The following is a 26,257-nucleotide window of genomic DNA, read 5'->3' as shown; positions in this document are numbered from 1 at the left end:
ATGCGGGAAATAACGTTAGCATTTACTGGTGCCTCAGGTGCACCCTATGGTTGGCGACTGCTTGAACTGCTGTTGCAGCAAGATATTAGGGTGCATTTGCTTATTTCTAGTGCCGCACGGGTTGTGTTTGCTACTGAGCATAATATTAAACTGGCGGCTGCGCCGGAAAAATGTACTGCGCAAATACAAGCGCAGTTTGCTTGCAAAACGGGTCAGTTAACCGTGTATGGAAAAGACGACTGGTTTTCGCCAGTGGCTTCAGGCTCAGCAGCACCCCGCCACATGGTAATTTGCCCATGTTCAACCGGTGCCGTGTCTGCTATTGCTTGTGGAGCCAGTAATAACCTGATAGAGCGGGCCGCTGATGTGGTAATTAAAGAAGGTGGCAAGCTTATTCTGGTGCCAAGAGAAAGCCCGCTAAGTGCCATTCATCTGGAAAATCTGTTAAAGCTGGCCCGGCTGGGTGTTACCATTATGCCTGCCGCACCCGGTTTTTATCATCAACCTCAGCAGATTAGCGATTTAGTCGATTTTATGGTGGCACGTATTTTAGATCAGCTGGGTGTATCTCAACAGCTTACTGCCCGCTGGGGTTACGGCGGCGAGCGTTCGCTTAACAGCAATAAAACAGGAGAACGCGAGTGAGTGTTGCGTTAGACATTTCCGGCTTACATAAAGTGTATAAAAGCGGCACGGTAGCGCTAAGCGGCATAGACTTGCAGGTGCAACAGGGTGATTTTTTTGCCTTGCTTGGCCCAAATGGTGCTGGTAAAAGTACCACTATAGGCGTGATTACCTCGTTGGTGAATAAAAGTAGCGGCAGCGTAAAAGTTTTTGGTTATGACATTGACACCGAGCTGGAGCAGGCCAAAAGCCAGTTGGGGCTAGTGCCGCAAGAGTTCAATTTTAATCAGTTTGAAACCGTACTGCAGATTGTGGTTAACCAGGCCGGTTACTACGGAGTGCCGAAAAAACTGGCATTGGTTCGGGCTGAAAAATACCTGAGCCAACTTGGGTTGTGGGATAAACGTCAGGCACCGGCTCGCGAGTTGTCTGGCGGTATGAAGCGGCGGTTAATGATTGCCCGGGCGCTGATGCATGAGCCAAAGTTATTGATCCTGGATGAACCGACCGCTGGGGTTGATATTGAGCTGCGCCGCTCCATGTGGGATTTTTTGCGCAGTATTAACAAAGCCGGTGTGACGATTATTCTTACCACTCATTATTTGGAAGAAGCCGAAACGTTGTGTCGCAATATAGCGATTATCGATAAGGGCCGGATTATTGAAAATACCAATATGAAAGCGCTATTGAACAAATTAACCATGGAAACCTTTATCTTCGATTTAGATCAGAGCCCGGCGGGTTTGCAATTGAACGACATGAGTTGGCGCCAGCTGGATGAGCGCAGCATTGAGATTGACGTGGCCAAAAGCCAGGGGTTAAACCCGATTTTCAGCCAGCTGAGTAACCAGCAGATTAACGTGCTGTCGATGCGTAACAAAGCTAACCGCTTAGAAGAGTTATTTGTTGCCCTAGTAGAAAATGGTCGGGGAGAGGTAAGCTAATGCGTACCAGCTATTTTATTGCGCTGCAAAGCATCTTAAATAAAGAAACCAACCGTTTTTTACGGATTTGGGTGCAAACGTTGTTGCCGCCCGCGATTACTATGAGCCTGTATTTTGTTATTTTTGGCAGTCTCATCGGTTCGCGTATTGGTGAAATGGGAGGCTTCAGTTATATGGAGTTTATCGTGCCCGGGTTAATAATGATGGCCGTAATTACTAACTCCTATTCTAATGTCGCCTCATCGTTTTTTAGTGCTAAATTTCAGCGTAATATTGAAGAGCTATTAGTGGCGCCGGTCCCAAATTATCTGATCGTGCTGGGATATGTGGGTGGTGGTATGGCTCGCGGTATGTTAGTTGGTTTAATAGTAACGATTTTATCTTTGTTTGTGGTCGACATACATATCCATAATTTGACGATTATTATTGTCACGGTCGTGCTGACGTCAATGTTGTTTTCCCTGGGAGGCTTAATTAATGCCATTTATGCGAAAACCTTTGATGACATCAGTATTATTCCCACTTTTATTCTAACGCCACTCACTTATCTGGGCGGCGTATTTTACTCACTTACCATGCTACCGGGCCCTTGGCAGAACGTCGCGGCGCTGAACCCTATCGTATATATGGTGAACGCCTTTCGCTATGGTTTCTTGGGGGTAAGCGATGTCAGTCTGGTGTTGGCATTAGCGGTGGTGGTTAGTTTTATTGTGGTGATGTTTAGTTTCGCTATTTATTTAATAAACCGCGGCATTGGCCTGCGCAGTTAGCGCCTGTTGCTGGTTGCTGATGAAATTTTTGCAGACATTTTAATGTAGTTGCAGTAGAGTTAGTCCCTTTCTGCTGGCCTTTCTACGGACGTTAACGTAGACCTAAATGGGGCTGATGTTCAGGCTCAGTGAGTAGTATAACGCATGACAGAACCGACAAAACGGCTTGCGGCCGCCTCAGAAGAGGCGCTTTGGCGTATTTTCACCATACCCGAGGCCCCGGATTCCACTTTAAGTATTATTGAGCAGAATCTGTCACAGAATCTGGCCGGCTTTTTACGCGAAAGTATAGTGGCATTGGAAAAACCGTTATGGCAAATAGAACGGGATTTTCAGGCACACCAAATTCCGCTATCACCGCAATTTGTTTCTGACTATGCCGAAAGTATTATGCAAAAGCTGGTGGCGCATTCGGTGCACACCGCCTCACCAAGTTTTATTGGTCATATGACCTCTGCTTTACCTTATTTTGTGTTGCCGTTGTCAAAAATGATGGTGGGGCTGAATCAAAACCTGGTGAAAATTGAAACATCAAAAGCCTTTACACCATTAGAGCGGCAAGTGCTGGGCATGATGCACCACTTGGTTTATGGCGAGAAAGACAGCTTTTATAAAAAATGGATGCACAGCGCCAATCACTCGTTAGGCGCTTTTTGCTCCGGTGGCACGGTTGCGAATATTACGGCGCTGTGGATAGCCCGAAATCGCTTGTTAAAAGCTGATGGCAACTTCAAGGGAATTGCTAAAGAAGGTTTATTTCAGGCGTTAAAACATTATGGTTATGATGGCCTGGCGATTGTGGTGTCAGAGCGCGGCCATTATTCATTAGGTAAAGCAGCTGATGTGCTGGGTATCGGACGTGATTATGTGGTTCCGGTAAAAACCGATGCCGATAATAAAGTTGATGTAATGCAAATGCAACAGGTGCTGACTGAACTTAATGCTAAGAACATTAAAGTACTGGCTATTGTCGGCGTGGCCGGCACTACTGAAACCGGCAATATCGATCCGCTGGCCGAACTGGCCGATTTAGCTGAGCAATTTGGCTGTCATTTCCATGTTGATGCGGCCTGGGGCGGTGCCACATTGCTGTCAGATAAGTATCGACCTTTAATGGCAGGCATTGAGCGGGCCGATTCGGTAACCATTGATGCGCATAAGCAAATGTATGTGCCAATGGGTGCCGGTATGGTGGTGTTTAAGCATCCTTCCTCAGCTCACGCTATTGAGCATCATGCCGAATATATTTTACGTAAAGGCTCAAAAGATTTAGGCAGCCAAACGCTGGAAGGATCGCGCCCTGGTATGGCAATGCTGGTGCATGCGTGTTTGCAGGTAATAGGCCGCGATGGCTATGAAATTCTGATTAACCGCTCGTTAGAAAAAGCCCGCTATTTTGCTACCTTAATTGAGCATAATATTGATTTTGAACTGATTACTGCGCCAGAGTTGTGCTTGCTAACGTATCGTTATGTGCCAGCCCAGGTGCAAAAAGCCATGGCCAGTGCCAACACTGAACAGCGCCTGCAATTTAATGAGCTGCTAAATGGTTTGACTAAATTTGTACAAAAACGGCAGCGGGAAGAGGGTAAATCTTTTGTGTCACGTACTCGCTTAACCCCAGCCAAATATGATCGGCAGGAAACTATCGTATTTCGGGTAGTGTTAGCCAACCCACTGACTACCGAGAGTATTCTGCATGATATTTTGGTTGAGCAAGATCAGATAGCTCAGCAAAATAAAGAGTTTTATCCAAAATTATTGCAGCTGGCCAGCCAGTAGCAGGCCTATTGCTATTGCACTGGCAAATGCTGCCAGGCCATAGCAGCATATTTTGCTTAGCAAACCACCGCCGAGTTTGAGATCATGCAAACCATGCTGAATGCGATGCGCGGTGTGAAATAGCGGCAAGCAGATCACGCCGCCGACAAAAGCCAGACCGGCCATGCCGTACAATGCCTGATAAAGTAACGCGCTTACCCTTGCATAATTTAAGCTGTCAGCTGAAGTTAGGCCCAGCGCGGGCAAGAGCGCCAGCGCTAAAATGCTCCCCGGCATTAGCACCGCAAAACAGACACCACCTGCGCTAAATAATGCCCACCATATCGGTTCGTCTGAACGTTTTGGTGGTTCAGTAAAGGGTGTCATAGCCAGCCCCCCAACAATAATATTAAGCCTGCTGCTACGATGAATGTCGCAAGCCACTGGGCGACAATCATTAACGCTGCCGGTGCCAGTGGCATTACCCGTGGGAATAACTCAAAAAAAGTTTTGGCATGATACAGGCTGGCGGAAAAAGCCAGTAGGTTAAGCAATACTACCCAGGGCGTAGCCATAAACGTTAACCAGCTTTGCCATTGCACTTCGCCTTGGCTTAGACTAAATAGACCATACAGCAAGCAGATAATAAAAAAAAGCAATGGCAAAACAGTCGCTTCGCGCAGCATATAAAGTTGAAAATAGCGGTGCTGCAGCCACCAGTGGCGCGACATAACAGGCTTGTAGGCTGTGGACGCTGATTTAGGATCAGGCATTAGATTGCTCCTTAAGGTGTAAACATGCTGATAATAAAATCGCTGGCTGAGGCAACCTTACCCTGATTAACCGCTGCCGCCGGGTCAACTTTTTTTGGACAGACCTCAGAGCAAAACCCCACAAAAGTACAAGCCCATACGCCATTCTTGCTGTTTAATTGTGGCATCCGCACGGCCTTGCCCTGGTCACGACTGTCCAGGTTATAGCGCTGGGCTAATGTTATGGCTGCTGGCCCGATAAACTCCGGGTTTAAACCAAATTGCGGGCAGGCTGAGTAACACAATCCGCAATTAATGCAGTTAGCAAATTGCTGGTACTTTGCCAGTTGCGCCGGCGTTTGCTTATGCGGTTGCAGGCTTTTTTCGGCATTAATCAAATAGGGCTTTACGGCGCTAAGGTGTTGTAGAAAGGGGCTCATATCAACAATTAAGTCTTTTTCAACGGCAAAGTGAGCTAGAGGGCTTATCACTAACTGTTCTGGATAATCACGAACAAACGTTTTACAGCCGAGCTTAGGTATACCGTTTATCATCACACCACAAGAGCCACAGATTGCCATCCGACAAGACCAGCGTAAGCTGAGGCTGGGATCCTGTTGTTGCACTTGCAGCAAGGCATCCAGTACGGATGTGCTGTGCTCAGAGACAACCTGATAAGTTTGCAGCTGTGGCTGGCTATCTTGCTCTGGGTTATAACGGCTGATGCTGATCGTTTTATTCATGTTGCAGTCCCTTTTCCTGAGCCGCTTTTAGCTGAGATATGTTGGAATTGGCTGGGCTGTGTGCGGCTGCACCATAACGACGCTCAGTCGGCGGCAGGCTGGTAATAGTTACGGCTTGCCAGCTAATGGCAGTACTGCCATCGGCTTGGCGTAACGCCAGACTATGTTGTAAAAAATCGCGGTCGTTACGCGTTGTCATACCTTCGTCCAAGCGCTGATGCGCGCCTCGTGATTCAGTTCGGGCTAAGGCACTGCGGCAAATTGCTTCAGCCACATCTAGGCTAAAACCTAACTCAACATGTTGCAGTAAGGCGCTGTTATATACCTTGCTGCTATCGCTAACGGTTAAACGGGCATAGCGACTTTTCAGGTTGTGTAGAGAAGTTAAACAGCGTTGCATACCGTTGTTGTCGCGGTAAATGCCGCAGCCTTGCTCCATTGCCTGGGTCATTTCTGTGCGAATAGCCACCATCGATTCGCTACTATTGCCAAATAAACTGCTGATACTGGTTTGTTGGTGCTTACTTTGCGCCATTATAGCGCTCACCGGGACGAGGCTGGTTTGCTGCGCCAAGGCAGCGGCTTGCTCACCCGCTACCTTGCCAAATACTAACAGCTCGGACAGCGAATTTGAGCCAAGCCGGTTGGCACCATGTAAGCCAACAGAGGCACACTCGCCCACGGCAAATAAACCGGCGATACTGGTGTGGCAGTTAATATCGGTTAAAATGCCACCCATGGTGTAATGCACCGCTGGCCGAATGGGTATCGGGCTATTAGCCGGGTCAATATTGACATAGGCTTTAGCCAGTTCACAGATAAATGGCAGCCGCTGTGTCAGGTGCTGCGAACCCAGATGGCGTAAATCTAAGTACACCACCGCATGGCCCTGATAATCGGCAGTAAGGCCCAACTTCTGTTGTTGCCAGAACGCCTGAGAGAGTTTGTCGCGCGGTCCCAGTTCCATATAATTATTTTTCGGCTGGCCAGCAGGCGTTACCGGGCCAAGGTCATAATCCTGCAGATAACGATAACCGTCTTTATTTAACAAGATGCCGCCTTCGCCGCGACAGGCTTCGGTGATTAAAATGCCGCTACCCGGTAAACCGGTGGGGTGGTATTGCACAAATTCCATATCGCGCAGCGCTACGCCATGGCGGTAAGCCAGTGCCATGCCATCACCGGTAACAATGCCGCCATTGGTATTGTAATGAAACACTCGGCCCGCGCCGCCGGTAGCCAGAATTACCGACTTGGCCTGAATTTGTACCAGCTGGCCAGTTTTGAAATGAATCGCCAGCACACCGGCGATTTGCTGCTCTACCACTAATAAATCGATAACAAAGTACTCGTCAAAGCGGTTGATAGTTGGGTAGCGTAACGAGGTTTGAAATAAAGTATGCAAAATATGAAAACCGGTTTTATCGGCGGCAAACCAAGTGCGTTCAGTTTTCATACCGCCAAAGCGTCGTACCTGCACCGTTCCATCGGCTTTGCGGCTCCAGGGGCAGCCCCAGCGCTCTAGCTGTACCAGCTCCTGATAGGCATGCTGTACAAAATAGTCAACCACGTTTTGCTCGGCCAGCCAGTCGCTGCCACTTATTGTATCCTGAAAATGCCCGGCCAAGCTGTCTTCGGCTAAGGTTACGGCCGCCGCACCACCCTCCGCTGCTACCGTGTGCGAGCGCATCGGATATACCTTAGACAGCAACGCAACTTGCAAACCGGGTGCCGCTTCAGCCGCAGCAATAGCCGCGCGCAACCCGGCACCACCGCCACCGACAATAATGATGTCCTTCTGTAATAGTTGCATTTATCGTCCTTAATGACAGGCTTTTGAATTATTGCCCTTAATGTTAGTTTGGACCGGCCCAGAGCAACCCGGTTATTAGTAATAGTGGAAAAAGATGACATAACATAACGTTCAGGCCCAGATAGGGAGTAAGCAAAGCAGGCTTATCAGCAAATCGGAATAAGCCAGGTAGTAATTTTACCGTTAATGGCAAGCTCAGCAGCGCTAATAAGCATTGCCATGGCAAGATGCTGCTAAATACGGCCATTAACAGCAGCAAATAACTTAACAGCAACAGTAGCGTATAAACACTGGCACTGTGCCGCCGCCCTATCACGATGGGTAAATGCCGCCGGCCAACTTGCCGGTCGGCATCAACGTCCGGAAACTGGTTCAACAGTAATAAATTACTGACCAGTAGCGTCATAATAAAAGCCAGTAGCCAGGCGGTAGCACTAACCGTGCCGGCCAGCACCCAGTAGGCACCTAAGGTCATTACCACGCCAAAACCGATACCAGGTGCGAGCAGACATAACAGCGGCCAACGGTTAACATATTGGGTGTAGCCATAAATTAGCAGTACCCCAGGAATGCCAAGTACCAACGGTAACCAGTTAAGTTGATAACTAAGGTACAGGCCGCCGCTAACGGTGAGTAATAAGCTGGCAATAGCCAGTAACAGCGTAAAATGACTGGCTGCAGGGTAGTTAATAAGGGTGCCACTACCGCCACTAAACGGGGTGCGCTCTGTTAAAAAATCCAGACCCGACTTAAAATCAAAGTATTCATTAAAAGCATTGACACTAATGTGAGCGCACAAGCCAACCGCAGTAACCAGCGCCAACAATCCGGGTTTTAAAACATAACCTGCTTGCCAGCACGCTGTTGCTGCCAGAGCAATACACAGCAGGGTCAGCGATAAAAAATTAATTCTGGCAACGCCACAAAAATGTTTTAGCAAAAAATAATCCTGTTAACCTATTTGCTATAGAGTATAACGTTCAGCGCGGTTATAGCTTGATCTGCGACATTTTTACTGTATTTATGTTGTAGACTAACTAACAGTAGCAGCAATAGTCATTTTCGCTGTGGTAAGGCCATCGCTGACATAACACCAACCTAAGGGGAAAATATGCGTAAAATAGTATTACTATTGCCATTGTTATGGCCATTAATCGTCGTTACCGGCTGCCAAAGTGCTTACTATTCAACGATGGAAAAAGTGGGAGTGCATAAGCGGGATATTTTGGCTGGTCGGGTCGACAAGGCACAACATGCCCAGCAAGAAGCCCAGCAGCAATTTAAATCAGCCCTGGAGCAATTCAGCACCTTAATTAAGTTTGATGGCGGTAACTTACAACGGCAGTACGAGTTAACTGATGCCGAGTATCAGGCTTGTAACGAAGCCGCTGCAGAGGTGTCGGAACGAATTAATAGTATTGACGATGTCGCAGAAGCCCTGTTTGACGAATGGCAAGACGAGTTGGAAATGTATACTAACCCTAAATTAAAGCAGGACAGCAAGGCGAAGCTTAACGCCACGCAGCGTCAGTATAAACAACTGCTAAGCACTATGCGCCGGGCTGAAAGTTCTATGGCTCCCGTGCTGAATAGCCTTCGGGATAATAGTTTGTATTTAAAGCATAATTTAAATGCACAGGCGATTGGCGCCTTGCGGGGAGAGTTTGCTAATATTGAACGTGACATTACGTTGCTAATTCAAAACATGAATAAAGCTATCAGCGAGTCGCAGAAGTTTATTGCGACGCTTAAACAATAAATTTAATAAAAATGCCTAGTATTAGCGTGTTACCTATTTAAACAGGAGAGAAATATGTCAGGACAGGGTTCTGGTGGCAATGTTATCGCGGCGTTATGTAATGTGTTCATCCCCGGCTTAGGACAATTGATCCAAGGCAGAATTTTGGCAGCACTGCTGTTCTTTGTTATCTGTGTGGTGGGCTACGCGCTGTGGTGGTTAATCATTCCGGCAATTATTGCGGTTATTTGCCATTTATGGGCGATTATTGATGCGGCAAAATTCCGCGCGCGCTTTTAAGCCGGTAGTCATCATTACCTAGCATACTCTGCTGGTATTCCTGCCAATGTAGTCAACCCAAAGAGTGTTCTATGACCACGGCGCAAAGCATTATTATTCTGATTTTATTGGTGACTGTCGGCATGTTTTTATGGGGCCGTTGGCGTCATGACATGATAGCCCTGGCCGCATTGCTGGCTTGTGTGCTGACAGGCGTCATTGACCCTGCCATTGCCTTTAATGGTTTTGGTCATCCGGCAGTTATTACCGTAGCCTGCGTGCTGGTGCTAAGTGCTGGTTTGCAGCGTTCGGGCGCGGTTGATGTGCTAACACGTTACGCTATGCCAAAAAACGCCGGGCTAATGGTTAGCATGGGGGCACTGGTGGGTATTGGTGCCTTATTGTCGGGCTTTATGAATAACGTCGGCGCGCTGGCGCTATTAATGCCAGTTGCTTTGCAGGTTGCTAACCGGCTGGAAATACCGCCAGGACGAGTATTAATGCCGTTGGCGTTTGGCACTATTTTGGGGGGGATGACTACCCTGATAGGTACTCCGCCTAATTTAATTGTATCGGGCTTCAGAGCGCAGCAAGGCAGTGAAGGTTTCGGTATGTTCGACTTTGCCCCGGTAGGGCTGGCTGTTGCATTAGCAGGCTGTGTCTTTGTGCTATTGGCCTGGCGTTTAGTGCCGGCAAGGAAGCAAGCGGGTACTGAAGGGTTTGAAACGGGTGCCTATCTGACCGAAGCCCGGGTAACTGAAAAAAGCAAAATTGTTGATAAACGGTTATACGATATAGAAAATGAGTTTGACGATAGCGGTGCGCAAATTATTGGCCTTATCCGGAATAACGTCAAAATTAATGCGCCCAGTGGTGGTCGGGTTATTCGGGCCGGCGACATTCTAGTGCTCGAAGCCGAGGTTGATTCGTTAGGCGCGGTGCTATCCAACTTGGGTTTGGAACTGGAGGAGTCGGTAACGGTAGACAAGCCTGCTAAAACCGAGCAAGCCCAAAGCGACAAAGCGACAATAACAAAGGCTGCACCTAAAGACGCAGCTTCGGAAGGAAAGGAGCAAGAAGCAAAATCACTAAGTGGCGAGGATATTGTGTTGATGGAATTAGTGGTCAGGCCTGAGTCAAATTTACAAGGCCGTTCAGCCACTAATATTATGTTGCGCTCGCGTTACAGCCTTAACCTGCTAGCAATATCGCGTGATGGTGGCCGGTCTAAGTCGCGTTTACGAAACTTTAGAATGCAAGCGGGCGATTTATTGTTACTGCAAGGCACCACTGACAGTGTATTAGAATTTGCCAATGATTATGGCTGTGTGCCGCTGGCAAAAAGAGAGTTAAAAATACCGGATAAAAAGCAAGCCATTCTCTCTGGCATGATCATGGTTGCTGCGGTGGCGGGTGCGGCGTTTGGTTTGTTACCTGCGGCTATATCGTTTGCCCTTGGAGTGCTGGCATCAATGGTGTTTAAAACCGTACCACCACGTTCAGTGTATGCTGCTATTGACTGGCCCGTTATTGTCTTGCTGGCCGCCTTGCTTCCCGTAGCGGGCGCCATGGAAGCTACCGGTACTGCCGAACTGATTGCTAGTTTACTGATGGAATATATTGCTCAGGGTAACGCGGTAGTGGCATTGGCTATGGTATTGATTATTACTATGTTTTTGTCTGATTTAATGAATAATGCAGCAACAGCAGCGGTAATGTGCCCCATTGCCATAGGGGCCGCCATGACGCTGGGTGTCAATGCCGATTCATTTTTAATGGCTGTGGCGATAGGTGCCTCTTGTGCTTTTTTAACACCGATAGGGCATCAAAACAATACGTTAATTCTTGGACCGGGCGGCTTTAAATTCGGTGATTACTGGCGTTTGGGCTTACCGCTGGAAATTTTGGTGGTGTTGGTAGCCTTGCCGCTGCTTACGGTATTTTGGCCGTTATGACACTGGATATTGCGCTGGTACTATTGCTGCTACTGACAGCTCTGGTGCTATTTGTTACCCAATGGCTGCGTATGGACCTTGTTGCCTTGCTGGTTTTGTGTTCGCTGGCCTTGCTGGGACTGGTATCACCTGCTGAGGCGGTAAGTGGCTTTAGTAACCCGGCGGTGATCACCGTCTGGGCCATGTTTATTATGAGTGAGGGGTTAACCCGGGCGGGTATCGCCGATAGCATTGGCCGTCGGGTTATCCGCTTATCCGGTAGCAGCGAAACACAGATGATCATCGTTATTATGCTGGTCGCCGGTTTGTTATCAGCCTTTATGAGTAATATCGGAGTGGTGGCGTTGTTGTTACCAGTAACTGTCGAAGCCGCCCGGCGCTGCGGGGTGGCACCGGCAAAAGTACTGATGCCAATGGCCTTCGGCGCTATGCTCGGAGGCTTGCTTACATTAATTGGTACTCCACCCAATTTATTGGTGAGTATTGCGCTTGAAAAAACTAACCAGCAAGGGTTTCATTTATTTGATTTTGCACTGATTGGTTTACCGATATTGCTTACCGGAACGCTATTTGTGGCTTTTATTGGTCGCCATTTTCTGCCGGCAACCGATCCTGATCGTGCCGGCTTTGGCAACAGTAAAAACCTCAGCGACCAATACGGCTTACAAGATCGGATTTTTGCTCTGCGCTTACCGTTGTCGTCATTACTGGCCGGGCGCACGCTAGAAGAATCGGGATTAATTAATACTGTTGGTTTAATGGTGATCGCCCTGACCCGCGGCAAAGAAACCTTTACCTTACCCTCGCACCAGATGACATTAAAAGCCGGTGACATTGTATTGGCGCAAGGCAAGTTTAATCGTTTTGAGCGGTTGCGTAGTTGGAACTCTCTGACTATCGAACGCGAAGCGCCGTTACTGCATGAAAAACTGTTGGCAGCCAGTGGCTTGGCAGAGCTAGACATTGCCGCAGACGGCTCGCTAACGGGTGAAGTATTACAACATTTCAGATTTCGTGAGCATTATCAGTTAAATGTATTGGCCGTTAAGCGACCGGGCCAGACCTTAAGCACGCGGTTGGCTGATTACCCCTTGCTGGCGGGTGACAAAATTCTGGTGCAAGGCAGTCGTAGTGCCTTAGAGGCTATTGATGAACAGCCGGCATTTAGCAAGGTAAAGTTGCTCAGTACTGATGATGTAAAAGCGCAATACAAGCTTGAAGAGCGTTTGTTTGTGTTGGGCTTACCGGCTGACAGCCCGTTGGTCGACAGTACCTTTGCGGAAAACCGACTAGGAGACGCCTTCGATTTTCGTTTGTTGGGATTATTTCGGCAAGGTGAAATAATCCAGCAGTTTCATTCTGACGATACACTGCAAGCCGGCGACTTACTATTGATCCAGGGGCGGGAAGAAGACCTAGATATTTTGCGCGGTTTTAAGCAGTTAGAGCGTTTGGACACTATGTCACCTTATCTTGACTTGCTGGCTAAAGGCAAACTGGAGCTGGTAGAGGCTACTTTGCATCCGCGTAGCAAATATATTGGTCAAAATGTCAACGCGCTGCAATTAGATAAGCGTTACAAGGTAGAGGTTGCGGCCATTTGGCGCGAAGGCCGTTCTTATCGCTCGGCGCTGGGAAGTATGTTGTTGCAAGCGGGTGATGCGCTGCTGATAGTAGGGCCGCGCTCCCGTCTGGCAATGCTAACCGACAGTGAACATCTTATCGTGCTGAACCCCATACAGGTAAAGCCAATTAATGCCCGTAAAGCGCCATTGGCAGCCGGATTAATGCTACTGATGATTGCGCTGACGGTAATGAATGTTTTACCAATTTATCTGGCCGCTATTCTGGCCGCTACCCTGATGGTGGCCAGTCGCTGCTTAAGCATGGAGCAGGCCTATGCTGCGATTGACTGGCGTTCTATTTTTCTCATCGCAGGTATGTTGCCGCTGGGCATAGCGATGCAACAATCGGGTACCGCCGATTGGCTGGCCGAAGGCGTACTGTCGGGGTTAGGCCAATATGGCCCGCAGGCTGTATTAGCCGGGTTGTACCTAGTTACCGCTTTAGGCACCTTGGTGGTGCCTACCGTAGCGCTGGTGCTGATCATGGCGCCTATCGGCTTAATGCTGAGCACTGCTCTTGGTATTAACGGCCAAAGCGCTATGATGGTAGTCGCGGTGGCCGCGACCAGCCTAGCCAGCCCGGTATCGCACGCCGCCAACACCCTGGTAATGGGCCCCGGCGGCTATCGCTTTGTCGATTACTTAAAAGTAGGCGGGCCATTAAGCTTGGTACTATTTGTGATTACCATGCTGTTACTGCCAATTTTCTGGCCACTGAGCAACGGTTAAGGACATAGCAGCCCTCGCTGCAGTGCCTTCAGGTAAAAAAAGCCTTTTGCAGATCCTCACTCTGGTGTACAGGCAACATGCCCTAGTTGAAGGCGCTTAAAACCACCACAACACTACCACAGGCCAAGTTGTGTTTGTTGCTCGCCAGGCCAGGGTAACAAAACGGCGTGGGGGTGTTGTAAATCTTCGACAAATTGGCGGCAAAGTTGTGGTGCTAAGGTATTATCCGGAGTATGGAAAAAACAATAGGGAGTTTTACCCTCTGCCAGCCAGAGTTTAATTTTATTTAGCCACGGTGAGTAAAACTGCCGGTTCAGCGCTAAATCATCGGTGCCAATAAAGCGCAGCATCGGCCTGGCACTCAGGCAAATGGCATGCACCGGTAAGCGCGGCTTTTTCGCCTGAGCATCTAGCAGAGCGGGGCTGTTGGCAGGTACTGAAAACAATGCCCGGCTATCTAATACCACCCGCTCTGCCTCATATTCCTGCAATAAGCGGTTTAATGCCAATTCATGCTCTGCTTTATCAAAAAATGCCAGGTGGCGCACTTCTACAGCCAATGGTACTGCGCTGCTAAGTAGTTTAAGTACAGTGGCCAACTGCCTTAGCATAGACGGGCCAGCACTTGCAGGCAGTTGTAAGTGAATTAAACCAATATAAGGGTGTAGTGGGGAAAAATGCTGCCACCATGCCAATAGCGCGCTGTGGTCAAGCTCGTTCAGCGCATGGCTAAAACGGCGGGGGATTTTAAACACAAATCGGAAATCGGCTGGCAGCTGCTCTGCCCAGCGTTTAAGCTGATTTGCTGCAGGATCAGCATAAAAGCTGGTATTGCCTTCTACACTATTAAAATACTGGCTGTAACCGGCTAAAAATTGGTTGTTATGCAGATCATCGGCAAACAGGCTTCCTTTCCAGCGGCTATTTGCCCACATCGGACAACCCAGATAGAGCAATGGCTTACAACTCCAGGTTATCAATCAGCCGGGTAGTGCCCAGTTTGGCTGCGGCCAGAATGACTTTTGGCTCAGCGGCGTCACTGGCCAGTGTCAGGCTGTGCTGGTTGCTGATATTAACGTAATCCGGCACAAACCCTGCTGCAGACAACTGAGCGTTAGCATGTTGCTCCAGTGCACGATAATCGTGGTTTCCTGCGGCAATAGCAGTTTTAAGCTGTAGCAGTATCTGATATAGCGCAGGCGCTGTCTCACGCTGTTCGGCCGTTAAGTAGCCATTGCGTGAACTGAGTGCCAGACCATCGCCGGCGCGTTCCGTTGTTACACCAATAATCTCTATTGGCAGTGACAAATCTATGACCATCTGGCGGATAATGGCCAGCTGCTGATAGTCTTTTTTACCAAAGCAGGCAATGTCAGGTTGCACCAGATTAAACAATTTACAGACCACAGTTGAAACGCCGCGAAAGTGACCTGGCCGGTTAGCTCCGCAATGTAAATCACCGAGTTGGGGTACTTCAACAAAGGTTTGTGCTGCAAGACCCCTGGGGTAAATCAGTTGTGGTGTTGGGGTAAATAGCGCATCGGCAGCGTGTTGGTGTAAGCCTGCAATATCTGCATCTGGCGTGCGCGGATAATTGGCTAAATCTTCGTTTTGACCAAATTGCATGGGGTTTACAAAAATACTGACAACCACTTTATCAGCACGACTTTTTGCCTGCTGCACCAGCTGCAAATGCCCCTGGTGCAAGTTACCCATGGTAGGGACGAAAGCAATTTGATGACCTCTGCGGCGCCACGTTTTTAACAGCGCGTGAAGCTCATCAATATTATCCAGTATATTCATTTAGGTAAAGCTATGCTCAGCAGCAGGAAACACCTGGCTTTTTACTTCACTGACATAGCTGGCAATAGCACTTCTAATCTCACCGGTTTGTGCTAGGTAGTTTTTCGAAAATTTAGGAATATAGCCGCTACTAATACCGAGTAAGTCGTGCATGACCAGTACTTGACCATCCGTAACATTACCGGCACCAATACCAATTACCGGGATACGCAGTGCCTCGGTAATCCGTTTTGCTAAGGGTGTTGGGATACATTCGAGTACCAGTAATTGCGCACCGGCTGTCTGCAATGCTTGTGCTTGCGCCAGCATTGCGTCAGCGGCTTCCTCGGTTTTACCTTGTACCTTATAACCACCGAAAATATGTACCGACTGCGGTGTTAAGCCCAGATGGCCACACACCGGCACACCGCGTTCGGTTAAGGCTTTAATAGTGGTTAATAAGAAATCACCGCCTTCTAATTTCACCATATTGGCACCTGCTTGCATTAGAGGTGTAACACTTTGCATGGCTTGTTCGGGCGTGGCATAACTCATAAAAGGTAAATCGGCAATAACAAAGGCATCGGGTGCACCGGCGCGCACACTTTTGGTGTGATAAGTAATGTCGGCTATGGTTACCGGTAGGGTATCGCTATGGCCTTGCAGCACCATGCCAAGCGAGTCGCCAATTAGCAATACGTCTACGCCCTGCTCGGAAAACAGTTTGGCAAAGCTGGCATCGTAGGCTGTCAGCATGGTAATTTTATCTGCCTGCTGTTTCATTTTCTGTAATACAGCGGTGGTGATCTTAGCCATAAAGTTCTCGTCCGACCATTAATTCCGGGTGCGCAAGATCGCACAAAGTGTCTTTAGCTGCAAGTGTTGCTGAGTTTTTCCAAACCATTTAAAGGCACCTGGCTGAGTAAAACCTGTAACGAAGTACCGCAGGGTAATTGCAGCTGTGGTGCTATTTCAGCAAGCGGATATAACACAAACTCACGTTGGGTCAGCCCATAGTGCGGCACTATTAACCGCTCGCTGCTAATAGTGTGATTGGCATACAGCAAAATATCCAGATCTAACGTTCTGGCGCCCCAGCGCTGAGCTTTACGTTGTCGGCCATGTTGCTGTTCTATCTGCTGCAAGGCATCGAGCAGTTCAATTGGCAAGAGCTTAGTCGCCAACTTAGCTACCGCATTAACATAATCTGGCTGATCTTGCGGGCCCATTGGCTTAGAGCCATAAAAGCCAGATACTGCTAATAAACGACTGTGCGGTAACTGGCGTAAAGCGGCAACTGCGCTGTGTAATTGGGTTAGCGGGTTGGCTAAGTTGGCACCCAAGCCCACATAAACGTTATGCTCAGTTACTTGCTCAGGCATCAGGAGTACTGGTACGCTTGCGTTTATAATTACGTCGCCGTTTCGGTTTATCAAAGGCTTCCCGACCCAAGCTGTTAATCAATTCCATTTTCTCTGTTTCATCAGCAAACTGGAATTGTTGCCACCAGTTTGCCAGTTCGGTCAGCGAGCCTTCTTCAGCTTGTGCCCGTAACACTAGAAAATCAAAGGCGCCGCGAAATTTGGTTTGTTCAAGCATTTTAAACGCCCGTCGTCCACCACGTTTGGCCAGCCGGTGCTGCAACGCCCAAATGTCACGCATGGTCAAACTAAAGCGCTTAGGAATAGCGATGGTGCGCTGCACATCGTCTAACACTTCGGTCATGGCAATGTTTAATGCGTCAATGTCGTTTAAACCACTTTCTATCAGCAATGTTTGACTGCGCAGTTCTACCGGGTACCACAGCATGGCGGCAAAAATAAACGCCGGCGTAACGGGTTTATCAACTGCCACTCGCTGGTCGGTATCTTGTAATGCTCGGGTTATCAGGCTAAATGCTTTACCTTCAGGTTCTTGTTTTAACAGTTTATCCAGCTGAGGTAATAACTGCTTTAACACCCGGGTATCGCGCAGCAACATAAAGTTGTCGAAAGCCTTGCCAACTAATAACATTTTTACCAGCTCGTCGAATAAACGTGGTGCGGGAATGTTTTTCAGTAGCACGGCTAATTGGCTTATCGGTGTTAGTGCCTCAGGGGCAATGTGCATATTGAGTTTGGTCGCAAAACGAATAGCGCGCAGCATTCTTACCGGATCTTCCCGATAACGTACGTCTGCATCGCCGATTAATTCAATGCGCTTAGCCGCAATGTCCCGCATGCCATTGGCAAAGTCGTAGATGGCAAAGTCTTTAACTGAATAGTACAGTGCATTAATGGTAAAATCGCGCCGCTCGGCATCTTCTTCAATACTGCCGTAAACATTGTCACGCAGAATCTGCCCATGGTCGCTTAAGCTGGCGGTTTTTAACTTGGCCGTGGTACTGGCATCATCTTCTGTGCCACTATGGTGGCCGCGAAAAGTCGCTACTTCAATAATTTCCCGGCCAAATACGACGTGTGCCAGCCGAAATCGCCGGCCAATTAAGCGGCAATTTCGAAAGACTTGCTTTACCTGCTCAGGGTGAGCATTGGTCACCACATCAAAATCTTTCGGCTTTAAACCGAGCAGTAAATCGCGGATGCAACCGCCCACCAAATAGGCTTCAAAACCAGCATCTTTAAGCCGGTACAATACTTTTAATGCACTGGGGCTAATATCCCGGCGAGAGACACTATGCTGATCGCGGGTAATAACTTGCATTGGTGGTAATATTGAACTGGCACGTGCCTGGTTTATTGGCGCAGCAGCGGCCGCCGCCTGCACCGCAGCCGGTTGTTGGTTATTGTTGCCCTGGGGCTTGCCGCCAAGCGTTCTGCGACAAAAATCTAACACACGCGAAATAATGATATTTCTCCTAAGCGCTAACCCGTTTGGCTGGCGGTATTAGCATTTGACTGAAAAAAGCGACTAATAATACCGCAGCAGACGACAAAAAAGAATTAATCTGGCCATTATTAGACAAAATCGGTTGTTAAAACCTCACTGCTGGCAGGAATATTAGCCGGACGCCAGTGTATCAGCGCATACGTTAACTGCTCTGCTGCTGGCGCGTGTTGCAAAGGCAGTGGTAGCGGCAGGCCTAATATCTCCAAAGCTCTGGCCATGGTGTAACTTTGCGGCCAGTGACTCAATGCCCTGGCGTGGTTTTGTTTGCTTAGCTTTTGCCCTGGCGCAGAAACGGCTAACGGTAAATGGCCATATGCCGGCGGCTTAGCGCCAAGTAATGTAAATAAATGTTGCTGGCGTGGTGTCATACTGAGTAAGTCGGCCCCGCGGATCACTTCGCTGATACCTTGATCCCAGTCGTCTACTACAACGGCTAGCTGATACGAAAATAAACCATCTCGGCGCTGGACAATATAGTCTTCACGGGCAAGGGCGGTGTCAATGTGTTGCTGACCTAACAATAAATCCGCGAAGTCGGTGGCAACCCCTTTGGTGCGTAAACGCCAGCTTAGTTTACTGCCGCTTAACTGCAACTTAGCGCAGCTGCCAGAGTAGAGGCCGCCGGCTTGATTAATTTGCTTGCGGCTGCATTGACAGCCATAGACCAACTGTTGTTGCTGTAATTGCTCAAGTATTGCTTTGTAACGCCCGATACGCTGGCTTTGATACATTACAGCGCCATCCCACAACAGACCATACTGCTCTAATGTGTGCATTATAAGGCTGTCAGCACCCTGGCTTACTCTGGGTGTGTCGATATCTTCAATGCGCAATAACCACTCACCAGCTCGTTGCTTAGCGAACAGGTAGCTGCCAACAGCGGCGAGCAGTGAACCAAAGTGCAGCGGGCCAGACGGGGAGGGAGCAAAACGGCCAACAACCTTAGCTGTTGGCTGGCGATGAGCAATTAGCATAGCCTAAATGGCAGCGATTAGCCGCCTAGTTGCTTTTCTTTAATTTCAGCCAAGGTTTTACAGTCGATACACTGATCTGCAGTTGGCCGAGCTTCTAAGCGTTTAATGCCAATTTCGATACCACAGGTATCACAGAAACCGAAATCATCATTTTCAATTTTTTGTAAAGTTTTTTCAATTTTTTTCAATAGCTTACGCTCACGATCCCGGGCGCGTAATTCCAAACTGAACTCTTCTTCCTGAGCGGCGCGGTCGACCGGATCAGGAAAATTTGCTGCTTCATCCGCCATATGGGTTTTAGTGCGGTCAACCTCTTCACGCAATTGTTGGCGCCAGGCGTCGAGAATTTTGCGAAAATGCTCGAGCTGCTTCGGGTTCATATATTCTTCCCCGACCGCTTCCTGATAAGGTGTTACACCGGCCAGTGCCAGTAACCCTAATGTCTTAACATTCTTGCCGTCCGGCATGATCATCTCCTGTACAATACTGCCAAGCAAAAAAAGATGGCGGCTATAAATAGCAGAATATCGCCACTACCGCAATCACAAATAAAAAAGCCGGCGAAGTATACAGATTGTGGCTCTGGCCGTCACCTGTTTTAGTCTTAGCGCCTTTTGCCAATAAAATGTGGCCTTATTCAAATGGTGTAAACTGCCCCAATAGCCTATGGCTGCAGCATTCTAACGCTTTACGCTCGTGATATGGCGTTGCGCTATGATACACTTCGCCAAACAAAAGTGAGCGGTTAACACTGATAAATTCGATAAATTGGGGATGATCATGTCTAATTCAACGCCAGATATATTACAAATCAGTATTGCTGCCGATAAAGCGGCAGAAAAGTGGGGTAATAATGCGTTATTAAGCCCGACTGCGCACGGCTATCAAATTCATTTAGCTGAAAATGAGTCACTGCGTGCCATGCAAAAGGCTGGTCGTAGTCTGGATAATCTGGGTATTTCTAGGTTGCAACTTAGTGGTATCGGCTGGAGCAAAGACTTGCAATGGGCATTTTATCAGGGGTTTTGCAATGCCAGAAAACACGATGGCATTAGCTTTAACGACGAGCAAGGTGCTGCCTCTGAGTTAGCAAAATTGGCGCAGTGTTTCAGTTTCGCTAAAAAAATGATTAATGAAACCCCCGAAGTATTATCGCCCGTAGCATTGGCAGAGCAGGCAGAAGCCTTTATCCGGGCTATTGCACCAGCGGGGTCGGTTAGCAGCGAGCTGATTAGGGGTGAAAAATTGGCTGAGGCTGGTTGGCATGGTATTTATCAGGTCGGGCGCGGCAGTATGCGGCCACCGGCATTACTAGTACTCGATTATAATCCGGCTAAAACCAGTAACCAGCCGGTTGCGGCAGCACTGGTCGGCAAAGGGATCACGTTTGATAGCGGCGGTTATTCCATTAAACCTACCGAAAGTATGGCTAGTATGAAATGTGATATGGGCGGCGCAGCAACGGTAACGGCGGCACTAGCGCTGGCGATAATGCAAGGCCTGCAGCAACGAGTAAAACTGATTTTATGCTGTGCAGAAAACCTGATCAGCGGTCACGCTTACAAGCTGGGCGATATTATTACTTATAAAAATGGTACATCGGTTGAAATTGTTAATACCGATGCCGAAGGTCGCTTAGTATTAGCCGATGGCCTGATGTGTGCTGCTGACAGTAAAGCACCGTTGATTATTGATGCGGCAACCTTAACAGGTGCTGCCATGGTCGCGGTAGGTGGCGAATACAATGCATTGTTTGCCTTAGATAAACCGCTGGCAGCCCGCGCCTTACAGCATGCTGCCAATGAGCAAGAAGCCACTTGGCAGTTGCCACTGGAAAAATGGCATCAGCAGCAATGCCCATCACCTTATGCTGATACCGCAAATAGCCGACCGGTAAAAGGCGGTGGTGCAGGCGGTGCTAGTAATGCTGCCGGTTTCTTAAGCCGTTTTGTGCCAAACGACGGCAAGGGTTGGCTGCATTTTGATTTAGCCGCGGCGTTTAACAACTCTGCCAACGGGTATTGGGCAGCTGGGGCAACCGGTCACGGTATTCGAAGCATTGCGGCTATCTTATTAGCAGAAACGGCTGAAAAGTAACTCTACAGTGGCAGCTGAATTTGCCAATACTAACGCCGGCTCGGTGCCTGCCACTATGGCGTTACCGGTAGCCGAGGTGCTGCCTGAGCTGTGTCGGTTATTGGCAAGCCATAACCGGGTTATTTTATCGGCGCCACCCGGCGCCGGTAAATCAACGTATTTACCACTGCAGTTATTACAACTGCCAGCTTTTGCTAACAGCCAGATTATTATGCTCGAACCACGGCGATTGGCAGCCAAAACCATTGCCAGTTATCTGGCCCGGCAGTTAAACGAGCCAGTCGGGCAGACGGTAGGGTATCAAATCCGCCAAGACCGTTGTCAGTCAGCGGCAACCCGGTTGTTAATTGTTACCGAAGGAATTCTTACTAGTAAATTGCAGCATGATCCTGAACTTGCCGGCATTGGTTTGCTGATATTCGATGAATTTCATGAACGTTCAATGCATGCGGATCTGGCATTGGCGCTAAGTTTAGAAGTACAGCAATTACGCCCGCAGCTGAAAATTCTGGTAATGTCGGCAACCCTGGATGTTGCGGCGCTAGTAAACTACTTACAAGCTCCGGTGGTCAGCAGCAGTGGTCGTAGTTATCCGGTTGATATTCATTATATAAAGCCTACAGCAGAGCCGGTGGCATTGTTGGCAGCCCGCCAAGCGCTGGCTGCTTTTTATGCCCAGCCCAGCAATGTGTTGGTTTTTTTAGCCGGCCAGGCAGACATTACCAAGGCGCGCGAATATTTGTTAAGCCAGCCATTACCTGCCAACCTGAACGTTTATTCGCTGCTGGGCGCGTTATCGCTGGCCGAGCAGCAGGCGGCTATTGCAGCCCCCGCGCTGGGCCAGTATAAAATTGTGCTGGCAACCAATTTGGCTGAAACCAGTTTAACCATCGAGGGTGTCAATCAGGTGGTTGATAGCGGTTTGTGCCGCCGTGCCAGCTTTAATCCGCGCCATGGGATCAGTAAGTTAGAAACGGTAGCGATTAGCCAGGCAGCAGCTATTCAGCGTGCAGGGAGGGCTGGCCGGCAAGCGCCTGGGCGGTGTTACCGATTAGACACGGCAGAGCTTTGGCAGCGGCGAGCTGCGTTTGAGCCGGCTGAAATCGAGTTGGCGGAGCTTACGCAATTAAGGTTAGAGATTGCAGTGTGGGGCTGCCAACCTGACGATATTAGCTGGTTAACACCACCACCTGCAGCAAATTTAATCGTTGCCAGCCGTTTGTTGCAGCAATTTGAGGCACTGGATGAGAGCGGAGTGTTAAACCGTTATGGCCGGCGTTTATATCAAACCGGCAGTTCAGTGCGTTTGGCTAATATGCTGCTTTATGCAGTTGATCACGAACAGCAGGTACCAGGGGTGGCCTGGTTGGCCGCATTATTGGCGGCGATACTTGAAGATAGCCGCAACGTGCAGTCAAATCTGCCGCAGCAATTACAAACCTTAGCGCAAAGTAAACATTTACCGCAGCATCAGCAGGCACGGCAATTTGCCCGCCGTTTAAGCATCAATACCATCTCATTATTACCTTTACACTGGCTGCCACTGTTATTGTTAAGAGCCTTTCCTGACCAGTTAGCGCAACAGCGAGGCCAAGGTTATTTGCTAGCCAATGGTGTTGGCGTAGTATTGCCACCGGATCATCCGCTGCAAGCGAACGAATACTTAGTGGTGCTGGATATTCAGCAGTGGCAACAGCAAAACCGTATTCGCCATGCGGTAGCTATTTCCCTGGATGAAATATTAACTGACTGGCCGCAACTTAGCTGGCAATTAAAAACCGGCTGGAACGATAAAAACACCGGTTTTAGTAGTGAGCGCCAGCGCTGTTTTGGCCAGCTGGTGCTGCAACGACAGCCAGTGCACAATCCAATAACCGCTGCAGAGCGCCAGCAAGCCTGGCTGGATTATCTGGGACGGCGTGGCTTAGCAGAACTGCACTGGTCTGAAGCAGCGCAAAGCCTTTGTGCCCGGGTGCAACTGCTGCTCCACCACCAAAACCCGGTAAGTTTCGACACCGCCAGCTGGCCCAATTTTAGTCAGGCGGGTTTATTGGCCGATCTGGCCACATGGCTTGGGCCTTATCTGGGCAATATCAGTAAAATAAACCAGTTGCTGCAACTGGAGTTAGACACGTTATTATGGGCCAGGCTGAGCTACCAGCAGCAACAGTTATTGCAGCAATGGCTGCCAACTTACTGGCAAAGCCCGATGGGCAGTAAATTAAAAATTGATTATTTGCACCCGGGAGGGCCGCAACTTTCAGTCAGAGTTCAGGAAATGTATGGCCAACTTGACACTCCCGTGGTACTTAATGGCGCTATTGCTCTTACCCTTGCGTTATTGGCACCAGGGCGCCAGCCATTACAAGTTACCCGTGATTTAGCCAGCTTCTGGCAAAACAGCTGGCATGATGTTAAAAAAGAAATGAAAGGTCGTTATCCTAAACATTATTGGCCCGACAACCCGGCCGAAGCGCAGCCAACAACGAAAACTAAAAAGGCGATGTTACGCGATGTCAACCCGAAGTAAAGGTGCCCGGTCGCCAAAAAAAATGGGCAAGCCCTGGTGGTATAAACCATTATTTACCTTAGCAAAAGTGGCTTTAGTGCTGTTTTTTGTGCTGGCAACTTACCTGATTTACCTTGATAGTAAAGTGACTCAGGCTTTTGCTGGCCAAAAGTGGCAGGTGCCGGCGCAAATTTATGCGCGTAGCCTGGCACTCTTCCCCGGCATGGCGTTAACCTCTGTGCAACTGCAAGCCGAGTTAGAGCAATTGCAGTACCAACGAAACCCGGCGCTCACTTCCGCTGGCCAGTACAGCGTGTCGCGCAATCATGTCACTATTTTTAGGCGGGCTTTTACCTACATTGATGGTAATGAGCCAGAGACGCTGTTCAGTGTTGAATTTAATAGTAGTGGTATAAACCGGATCCGCTACCGCCAACAGGAAGAAGTTAATTTCGCCAGATTAGAGCCTCAGCTAATTGAACATATGCTATCACCACATCAGGAAGATCGTGAGTTGGTGCGGTTAGAGCAGGTACCAATACTGTTAAAAGAAAGTTTACTGTTGGTAGAAGACCGCGATTTTTATCATCATCGAGGTGTGTCACCGCTGTCTGTATTGCGGGCATTATGGGCCAATATTAGTGCCGGGCGCACAGTGCAAGGCGGCTCTACGTTAACCCAGCAGTTGGCTAAAAATATGTATTTAAGCAGCGAACGCACGCTGCTGCGTAAAATAAACGAAGCGATGATAGCGTTGATCCTGGACTACCGTTTTAGTAAAGATTATTTACTGGAAGCCTATCTGAATGAAATATTTCTTGGCCAGAATCACGCCACTGCGGTGCACGGTTTTGGTTTAGGCAGCCGTTTTTATTTTGCCAAACCACTTACGGAGTTGCGTCCGGATGAAATTGCATTATTAATTGGTTTATTAAAAGGCCCGTCTTACTACGATCCAAGGCGTTACCCTGAACGCGCTATTACCCGTCGCGATCTGGTACTAAGATTGATGTTTGAACAGCACTTGCTGGACGCTAAGCAATATCAGCAAGCCGTGCAGCAGCCTTTGCAACTGGTGGCACGTGGCCAGTACCTGAACGCCCGTTTTCCGGCTTATCTGGATGCGGTGAAAAAAGAACTACGCCAAATTAATTTTGATCAACAACTACTCAGTAGCGGCATTAAGGTTTTTACCTTTTTAGATCCTAAAGCGCAGCAACAGGCCGAACTGACTGTGCGTCAGCAATTACAATCTCGGGATGAGCAAGTGCAAGCAGCTATGTTGGTTGTTAACTATCAACGGGCAGAAATTCAGGCATTAGTTGGCGGTAAAGAAAGTGGCTTTGCTGGTTTTAACCGGGCACTAGATGCCCGCCGCCAGATTGGTAGTATTATTAAACCGGTTATTTATTTAGAAGCGCTAAACCAGCCGGGTCGTTTTTCCCTGGCATCAATGCTGGAAGATCAGCCGTTAAGTTTACGTTCTACTAATCAGGACTGGCAACCACAGAACTTTGATAAAACCTTTCGTGGTAAAGTGCCTTTAGTGACCGCATTAACAGATTCACTGAATGTGCCCACGGTAAGACTTGGCTTGCAATTGGGCATGCCGACTATTAGCGACGCTTTAAAAAAATTGGGATTAAGCCGGCGTATAACCTTACAACCTGCGGCACTGCTCGGCGCCATTGAGCTAAGCCCGCTAGAAGTCAGCCAGCTCTATCAAACCTTAGCCAACAATGGTGTTTACCAGGCACTGGCAACGGTACAAGCGGTGACCGATAAAGATGGCCATCGCCTGTATCACCGACCGGGTCAGCGTTTTAGCCGTTACTCTTTACAAAGTATATATTTATTACAACATGCCCTGATTGCGGTAACTCAAACCGGCACAGCTAAAGCCATTCAACGGGCATTACCAATGACCGTCTTCGCTGGGAAAACCGGCACGTCCAGCGATTATCGCGATAGCTGGTTTACGGGCTTTGACCAGCAAACGTTGCTGACGGTTTGGCTGGGACGTGATGACAATAAACCTATTGGTTTAACGGGGGGTAGTGGCGCTTTACCATTATTTATTGATTACTTTACGCGCCAGGGGGCGCAATCGATAATTCGTTACCTGCCAGAACAGGTAACCATCCAGGCATTTTCAGCTACCAGCGGTGCTCCGGTAGCAGAAACTTGCGCTAACGTATTGTTATTACCTGCAATAGTAGTTGAAATGCAGCAACTGTCAGCATGTGATAATTAAGCTTGGGCAATAAATATGA

23 protein-coding genes are annotated in these 26,257 nt (G+C 48.6%); 11 read left to right on the top strand and 12 right to left on the bottom strand.

Annotation, left to right across the window (positions count from 1 at the left end; all coding sequences use genetic code 11):
- The 4 genes from VT06_RS11025 (at window position 1) to panP (ending at window position 4,120) form a co-directional block, all read left to right on the top strand.
- The gene (locus VT06_RS11025) at window positions 1-645 is read left to right on the top strand and encodes a flavin prenyltransferase UbiX (protein ID WP_046554363.1); all 645 of its coding nucleotides are present in this window, start codon (window positions 1-3) and stop codon (window positions 643-645) included.
- On the top strand, window positions 642-1,568 hold the full coding sequence (locus tag VT06_RS11020) for an ABC transporter ATP-binding protein (protein ID WP_046554362.1): 927 nt from the start codon (window positions 642-644) through the stop codon (window positions 1,566-1,568). Before VT06_RS11025 ends, VT06_RS11020 begins: the two co-directional genes overlap by 4 nt.
- Complete coding sequence (locus VT06_RS11015; RefSeq protein ID WP_046554361.1) at window positions 1,568-2,338, top strand: ABC transporter permease; 771 nt, start codon at window positions 1,568-1,570, stop codon at window positions 2,336-2,338. The genes VT06_RS11020 and VT06_RS11015 overlap by 1 nt, the downstream gene beginning before the upstream one ends.
- 144 nt (window positions 2,339-2,482) lie before the next feature.
- Entirely contained in the window at window positions 2,483-4,120 is a 1,638-nt protein-coding gene (gene panP / locus VT06_RS11010; protein ID WP_046554360.1) for a pyridoxal-dependent aspartate 1-decarboxylase PanP, read from the top strand.
- On the opposite strand, the gene frdD is transcribed toward panP, so the two are convergent.
- The 5 genes from frdD to VT06_RS10985 are packed head-to-tail and all read right to left on the bottom strand — an operon-like array spanning window position 4,097 to window position 8,347.
- Window positions 4,097-4,486: a fumarate reductase subunit FrdD gene (gene frdD, locus VT06_RS11005; RefSeq protein WP_046554359.1), complete on the bottom strand. Its 390-nt coding sequence runs from the start codon at window positions 4,484-4,486 to the stop codon at window positions 4,097-4,099. The two genes, panP and frdD, sit on opposite strands and share 24 nt — an antisense overlap.
- The gene (locus VT06_RS11000; protein ID WP_046554358.1) at window positions 4,483-4,872 is read right to left on the bottom strand and encodes a fumarate reductase; all 390 of its coding nucleotides are present in this window, start codon (window positions 4,870-4,872) and stop codon (window positions 4,483-4,485) included. Before VT06_RS11000 ends, frdD begins: the two co-directional genes overlap by 4 nt.
- An 11-nt stretch (window positions 4,873-4,883) precedes the next feature.
- The gene (locus VT06_RS10995; RefSeq protein ID WP_046554357.1) at window positions 4,884-5,594 is read right to left on the bottom strand and encodes a succinate dehydrogenase/fumarate reductase iron-sulfur subunit; all 711 of its coding nucleotides are present in this window, start codon (window positions 5,592-5,594) and stop codon (window positions 4,884-4,886) included.
- The gene (gene frdA, locus VT06_RS10990; protein WP_046554356.1) at window positions 5,587-7,407 is read right to left on the bottom strand and encodes a fumarate reductase (quinol) flavoprotein subunit; all 1,821 of its coding nucleotides are present in this window, start codon (window positions 7,405-7,407) and stop codon (window positions 5,587-5,589) included. The genes VT06_RS10995 and frdA overlap by 8 nt, the downstream gene beginning before the upstream one ends.
- A gap of 43 nt (window positions 7,408-7,450) precedes the next feature.
- Window positions 7,451-8,347, bottom strand: coding sequence for a prenyltransferase (locus VT06_RS10985; protein WP_046554355.1), 897 nt, complete (start codon window positions 8,345-8,347; stop codon window positions 7,451-7,453).
- A gap of 171 nt (window positions 8,348-8,518) precedes the next feature.
- Between VT06_RS10985 and VT06_RS10980 the strand changes: the two genes are divergently transcribed.
- The 4 genes from VT06_RS10980 to VT06_RS10965 all read left to right on the top strand — a co-directional run bounded on the left by VT06_RS10980 (window position 8,519) and on the right by VT06_RS10965 (window position 13,733).
- Window positions 8,519-9,166 carry a DUF2959 domain-containing protein gene (locus tag VT06_RS10980; protein ID WP_046554354.1) on the top strand — a complete coding sequence of 216 codons (648 nt, stop codon included), beginning with the start codon at window positions 8,519-8,521 and terminating at the stop codon, window positions 9,164-9,166.
- Window positions 9,167-9,220: 54 nt separating this feature from the next.
- A complete protein-coding gene (locus VT06_RS10975) occupies window positions 9,221-9,445 on the top strand; it encodes a hypothetical protein (protein ID WP_046554353.1) in 225 nt (74 codons plus the stop codon).
- 71 nt (window positions 9,446-9,516) lie between these two features.
- A complete protein-coding gene (locus VT06_RS10970; protein WP_046554352.1) occupies window positions 9,517-11,379 on the top strand; it encodes an SLC13 family permease in 1,863 nt (620 codons plus the stop codon).
- Entirely contained in the window at window positions 11,376-13,733 is a 2,358-nt protein-coding gene (locus VT06_RS10965) for an SLC13 family permease (protein WP_046554351.1), read from the top strand. The genes VT06_RS10970 and VT06_RS10965 overlap by 4 nt, the downstream gene beginning before the upstream one ends.
- Window positions 13,734-13,846: 113 nt before the next feature.
- Here the strand turns inward: VT06_RS10965 and VT06_RS10960 are convergent, their stop codons facing one another.
- The 7 genes from VT06_RS10960 to dksA all read right to left on the bottom strand — a co-directional run bounded on the left by VT06_RS10960 (window position 13,847) and on the right by dksA (window position 19,845).
- Window positions 13,847-14,668 carry a DUF72 domain-containing protein gene (locus VT06_RS10960; RefSeq protein ID WP_200897965.1) on the bottom strand — a complete coding sequence of 274 codons (822 nt, stop codon included), beginning with the start codon at window positions 14,666-14,668 and terminating at the stop codon, window positions 13,847-13,849.
- A gap of 25 nt (window positions 14,669-14,693) precedes the next feature.
- Window positions 14,694-15,536, bottom strand: coding sequence for a pantoate--beta-alanine ligase (gene panC, locus VT06_RS10955; RefSeq protein WP_046554349.1), 843 nt, complete (start codon window positions 15,534-15,536; stop codon window positions 14,694-14,696).
- Window positions 15,537-16,331, bottom strand: a complete 795-nt coding sequence (gene panB / locus VT06_RS10950) for a 3-methyl-2-oxobutanoate hydroxymethyltransferase (RefSeq protein WP_046554348.1) — start codon at window positions 16,329-16,331, stop codon at window positions 15,537-15,539. It lies immediately after the preceding gene.
- Between the two features lie 53 nt (window positions 16,332-16,384).
- A complete protein-coding gene (gene folK, locus VT06_RS10945; protein WP_046554347.1) occupies window positions 16,385-16,897 on the bottom strand; it encodes a 2-amino-4-hydroxy-6-hydroxymethyldihydropteridine diphosphokinase in 513 nt (170 codons plus the stop codon).
- Entirely contained in the window at window positions 16,890-18,350 is a 1,461-nt protein-coding gene (gene pcnB, locus VT06_RS10940; protein ID WP_046554346.1) for a polynucleotide adenylyltransferase PcnB, read from the bottom strand. Before pcnB ends, folK begins: the two co-directional genes overlap by 8 nt.
- A gap of 122 nt (window positions 18,351-18,472) precedes the next feature.
- Complete coding sequence (gene gluQRS, locus VT06_RS10935; RefSeq protein ID WP_046554345.1) at window positions 18,473-19,378, bottom strand: tRNA glutamyl-Q(34) synthetase GluQRS; 906 nt, start codon at window positions 19,376-19,378, stop codon at window positions 18,473-18,475.
- Window positions 19,379-19,395: 17 nt separating this feature from the next.
- Complete coding sequence (gene dksA / locus VT06_RS10930; protein ID WP_046554344.1) at window positions 19,396-19,845, bottom strand: RNA polymerase-binding protein DksA; 450 nt, start codon at window positions 19,843-19,845, stop codon at window positions 19,396-19,398.
- 313 nt (window positions 19,846-20,158) lie between these two features.
- Between dksA and pepB the strand changes: the two genes are divergently transcribed.
- Genes pepB through mrcB form a run of 3 tightly spaced genes read left to right on the top strand, consistent with a single transcriptional unit; the run spans window position 20,159 to window position 26,238 of the window.
- A complete protein-coding gene (gene pepB / locus VT06_RS10925; protein WP_046554343.1) occupies window positions 20,159-21,475 on the top strand; it encodes an aminopeptidase PepB in 1,317 nt (438 codons plus the stop codon).
- Between the two features lie 7 nt (window positions 21,476-21,482).
- Window positions 21,483-24,005 (top strand): ATP-dependent helicase HrpB, encoded by a 2,523-nt coding sequence (hrpB, locus tag VT06_RS10920; RefSeq protein ID WP_235357415.1) that lies wholly within the window; start codon window positions 21,483-21,485, stop codon window positions 24,003-24,005.
- Window positions 23,989-26,238, top strand: a complete 2,250-nt coding sequence (mrcB, locus tag VT06_RS10915) for a penicillin-binding protein 1B (protein ID WP_046554342.1) — start codon at window positions 23,989-23,991, stop codon at window positions 26,236-26,238. The genes hrpB and mrcB overlap by 17 nt, the downstream gene beginning before the upstream one ends.
- Window positions 26,239-26,257: the final 19 nt, after the last annotated feature.

The sequence above is a fragment of the Arsukibacterium sp. MJ3 genome (assembly GCF_000987765.1).
Lineage (GTDB): Bacteria > Pseudomonadota > Gammaproteobacteria > Enterobacterales > Alteromonadaceae > Alishewanella.
Note: the sequence above shows the minus strand (reverse complement) of the source record. Positions and strands in the feature narration are given on the sequence as shown.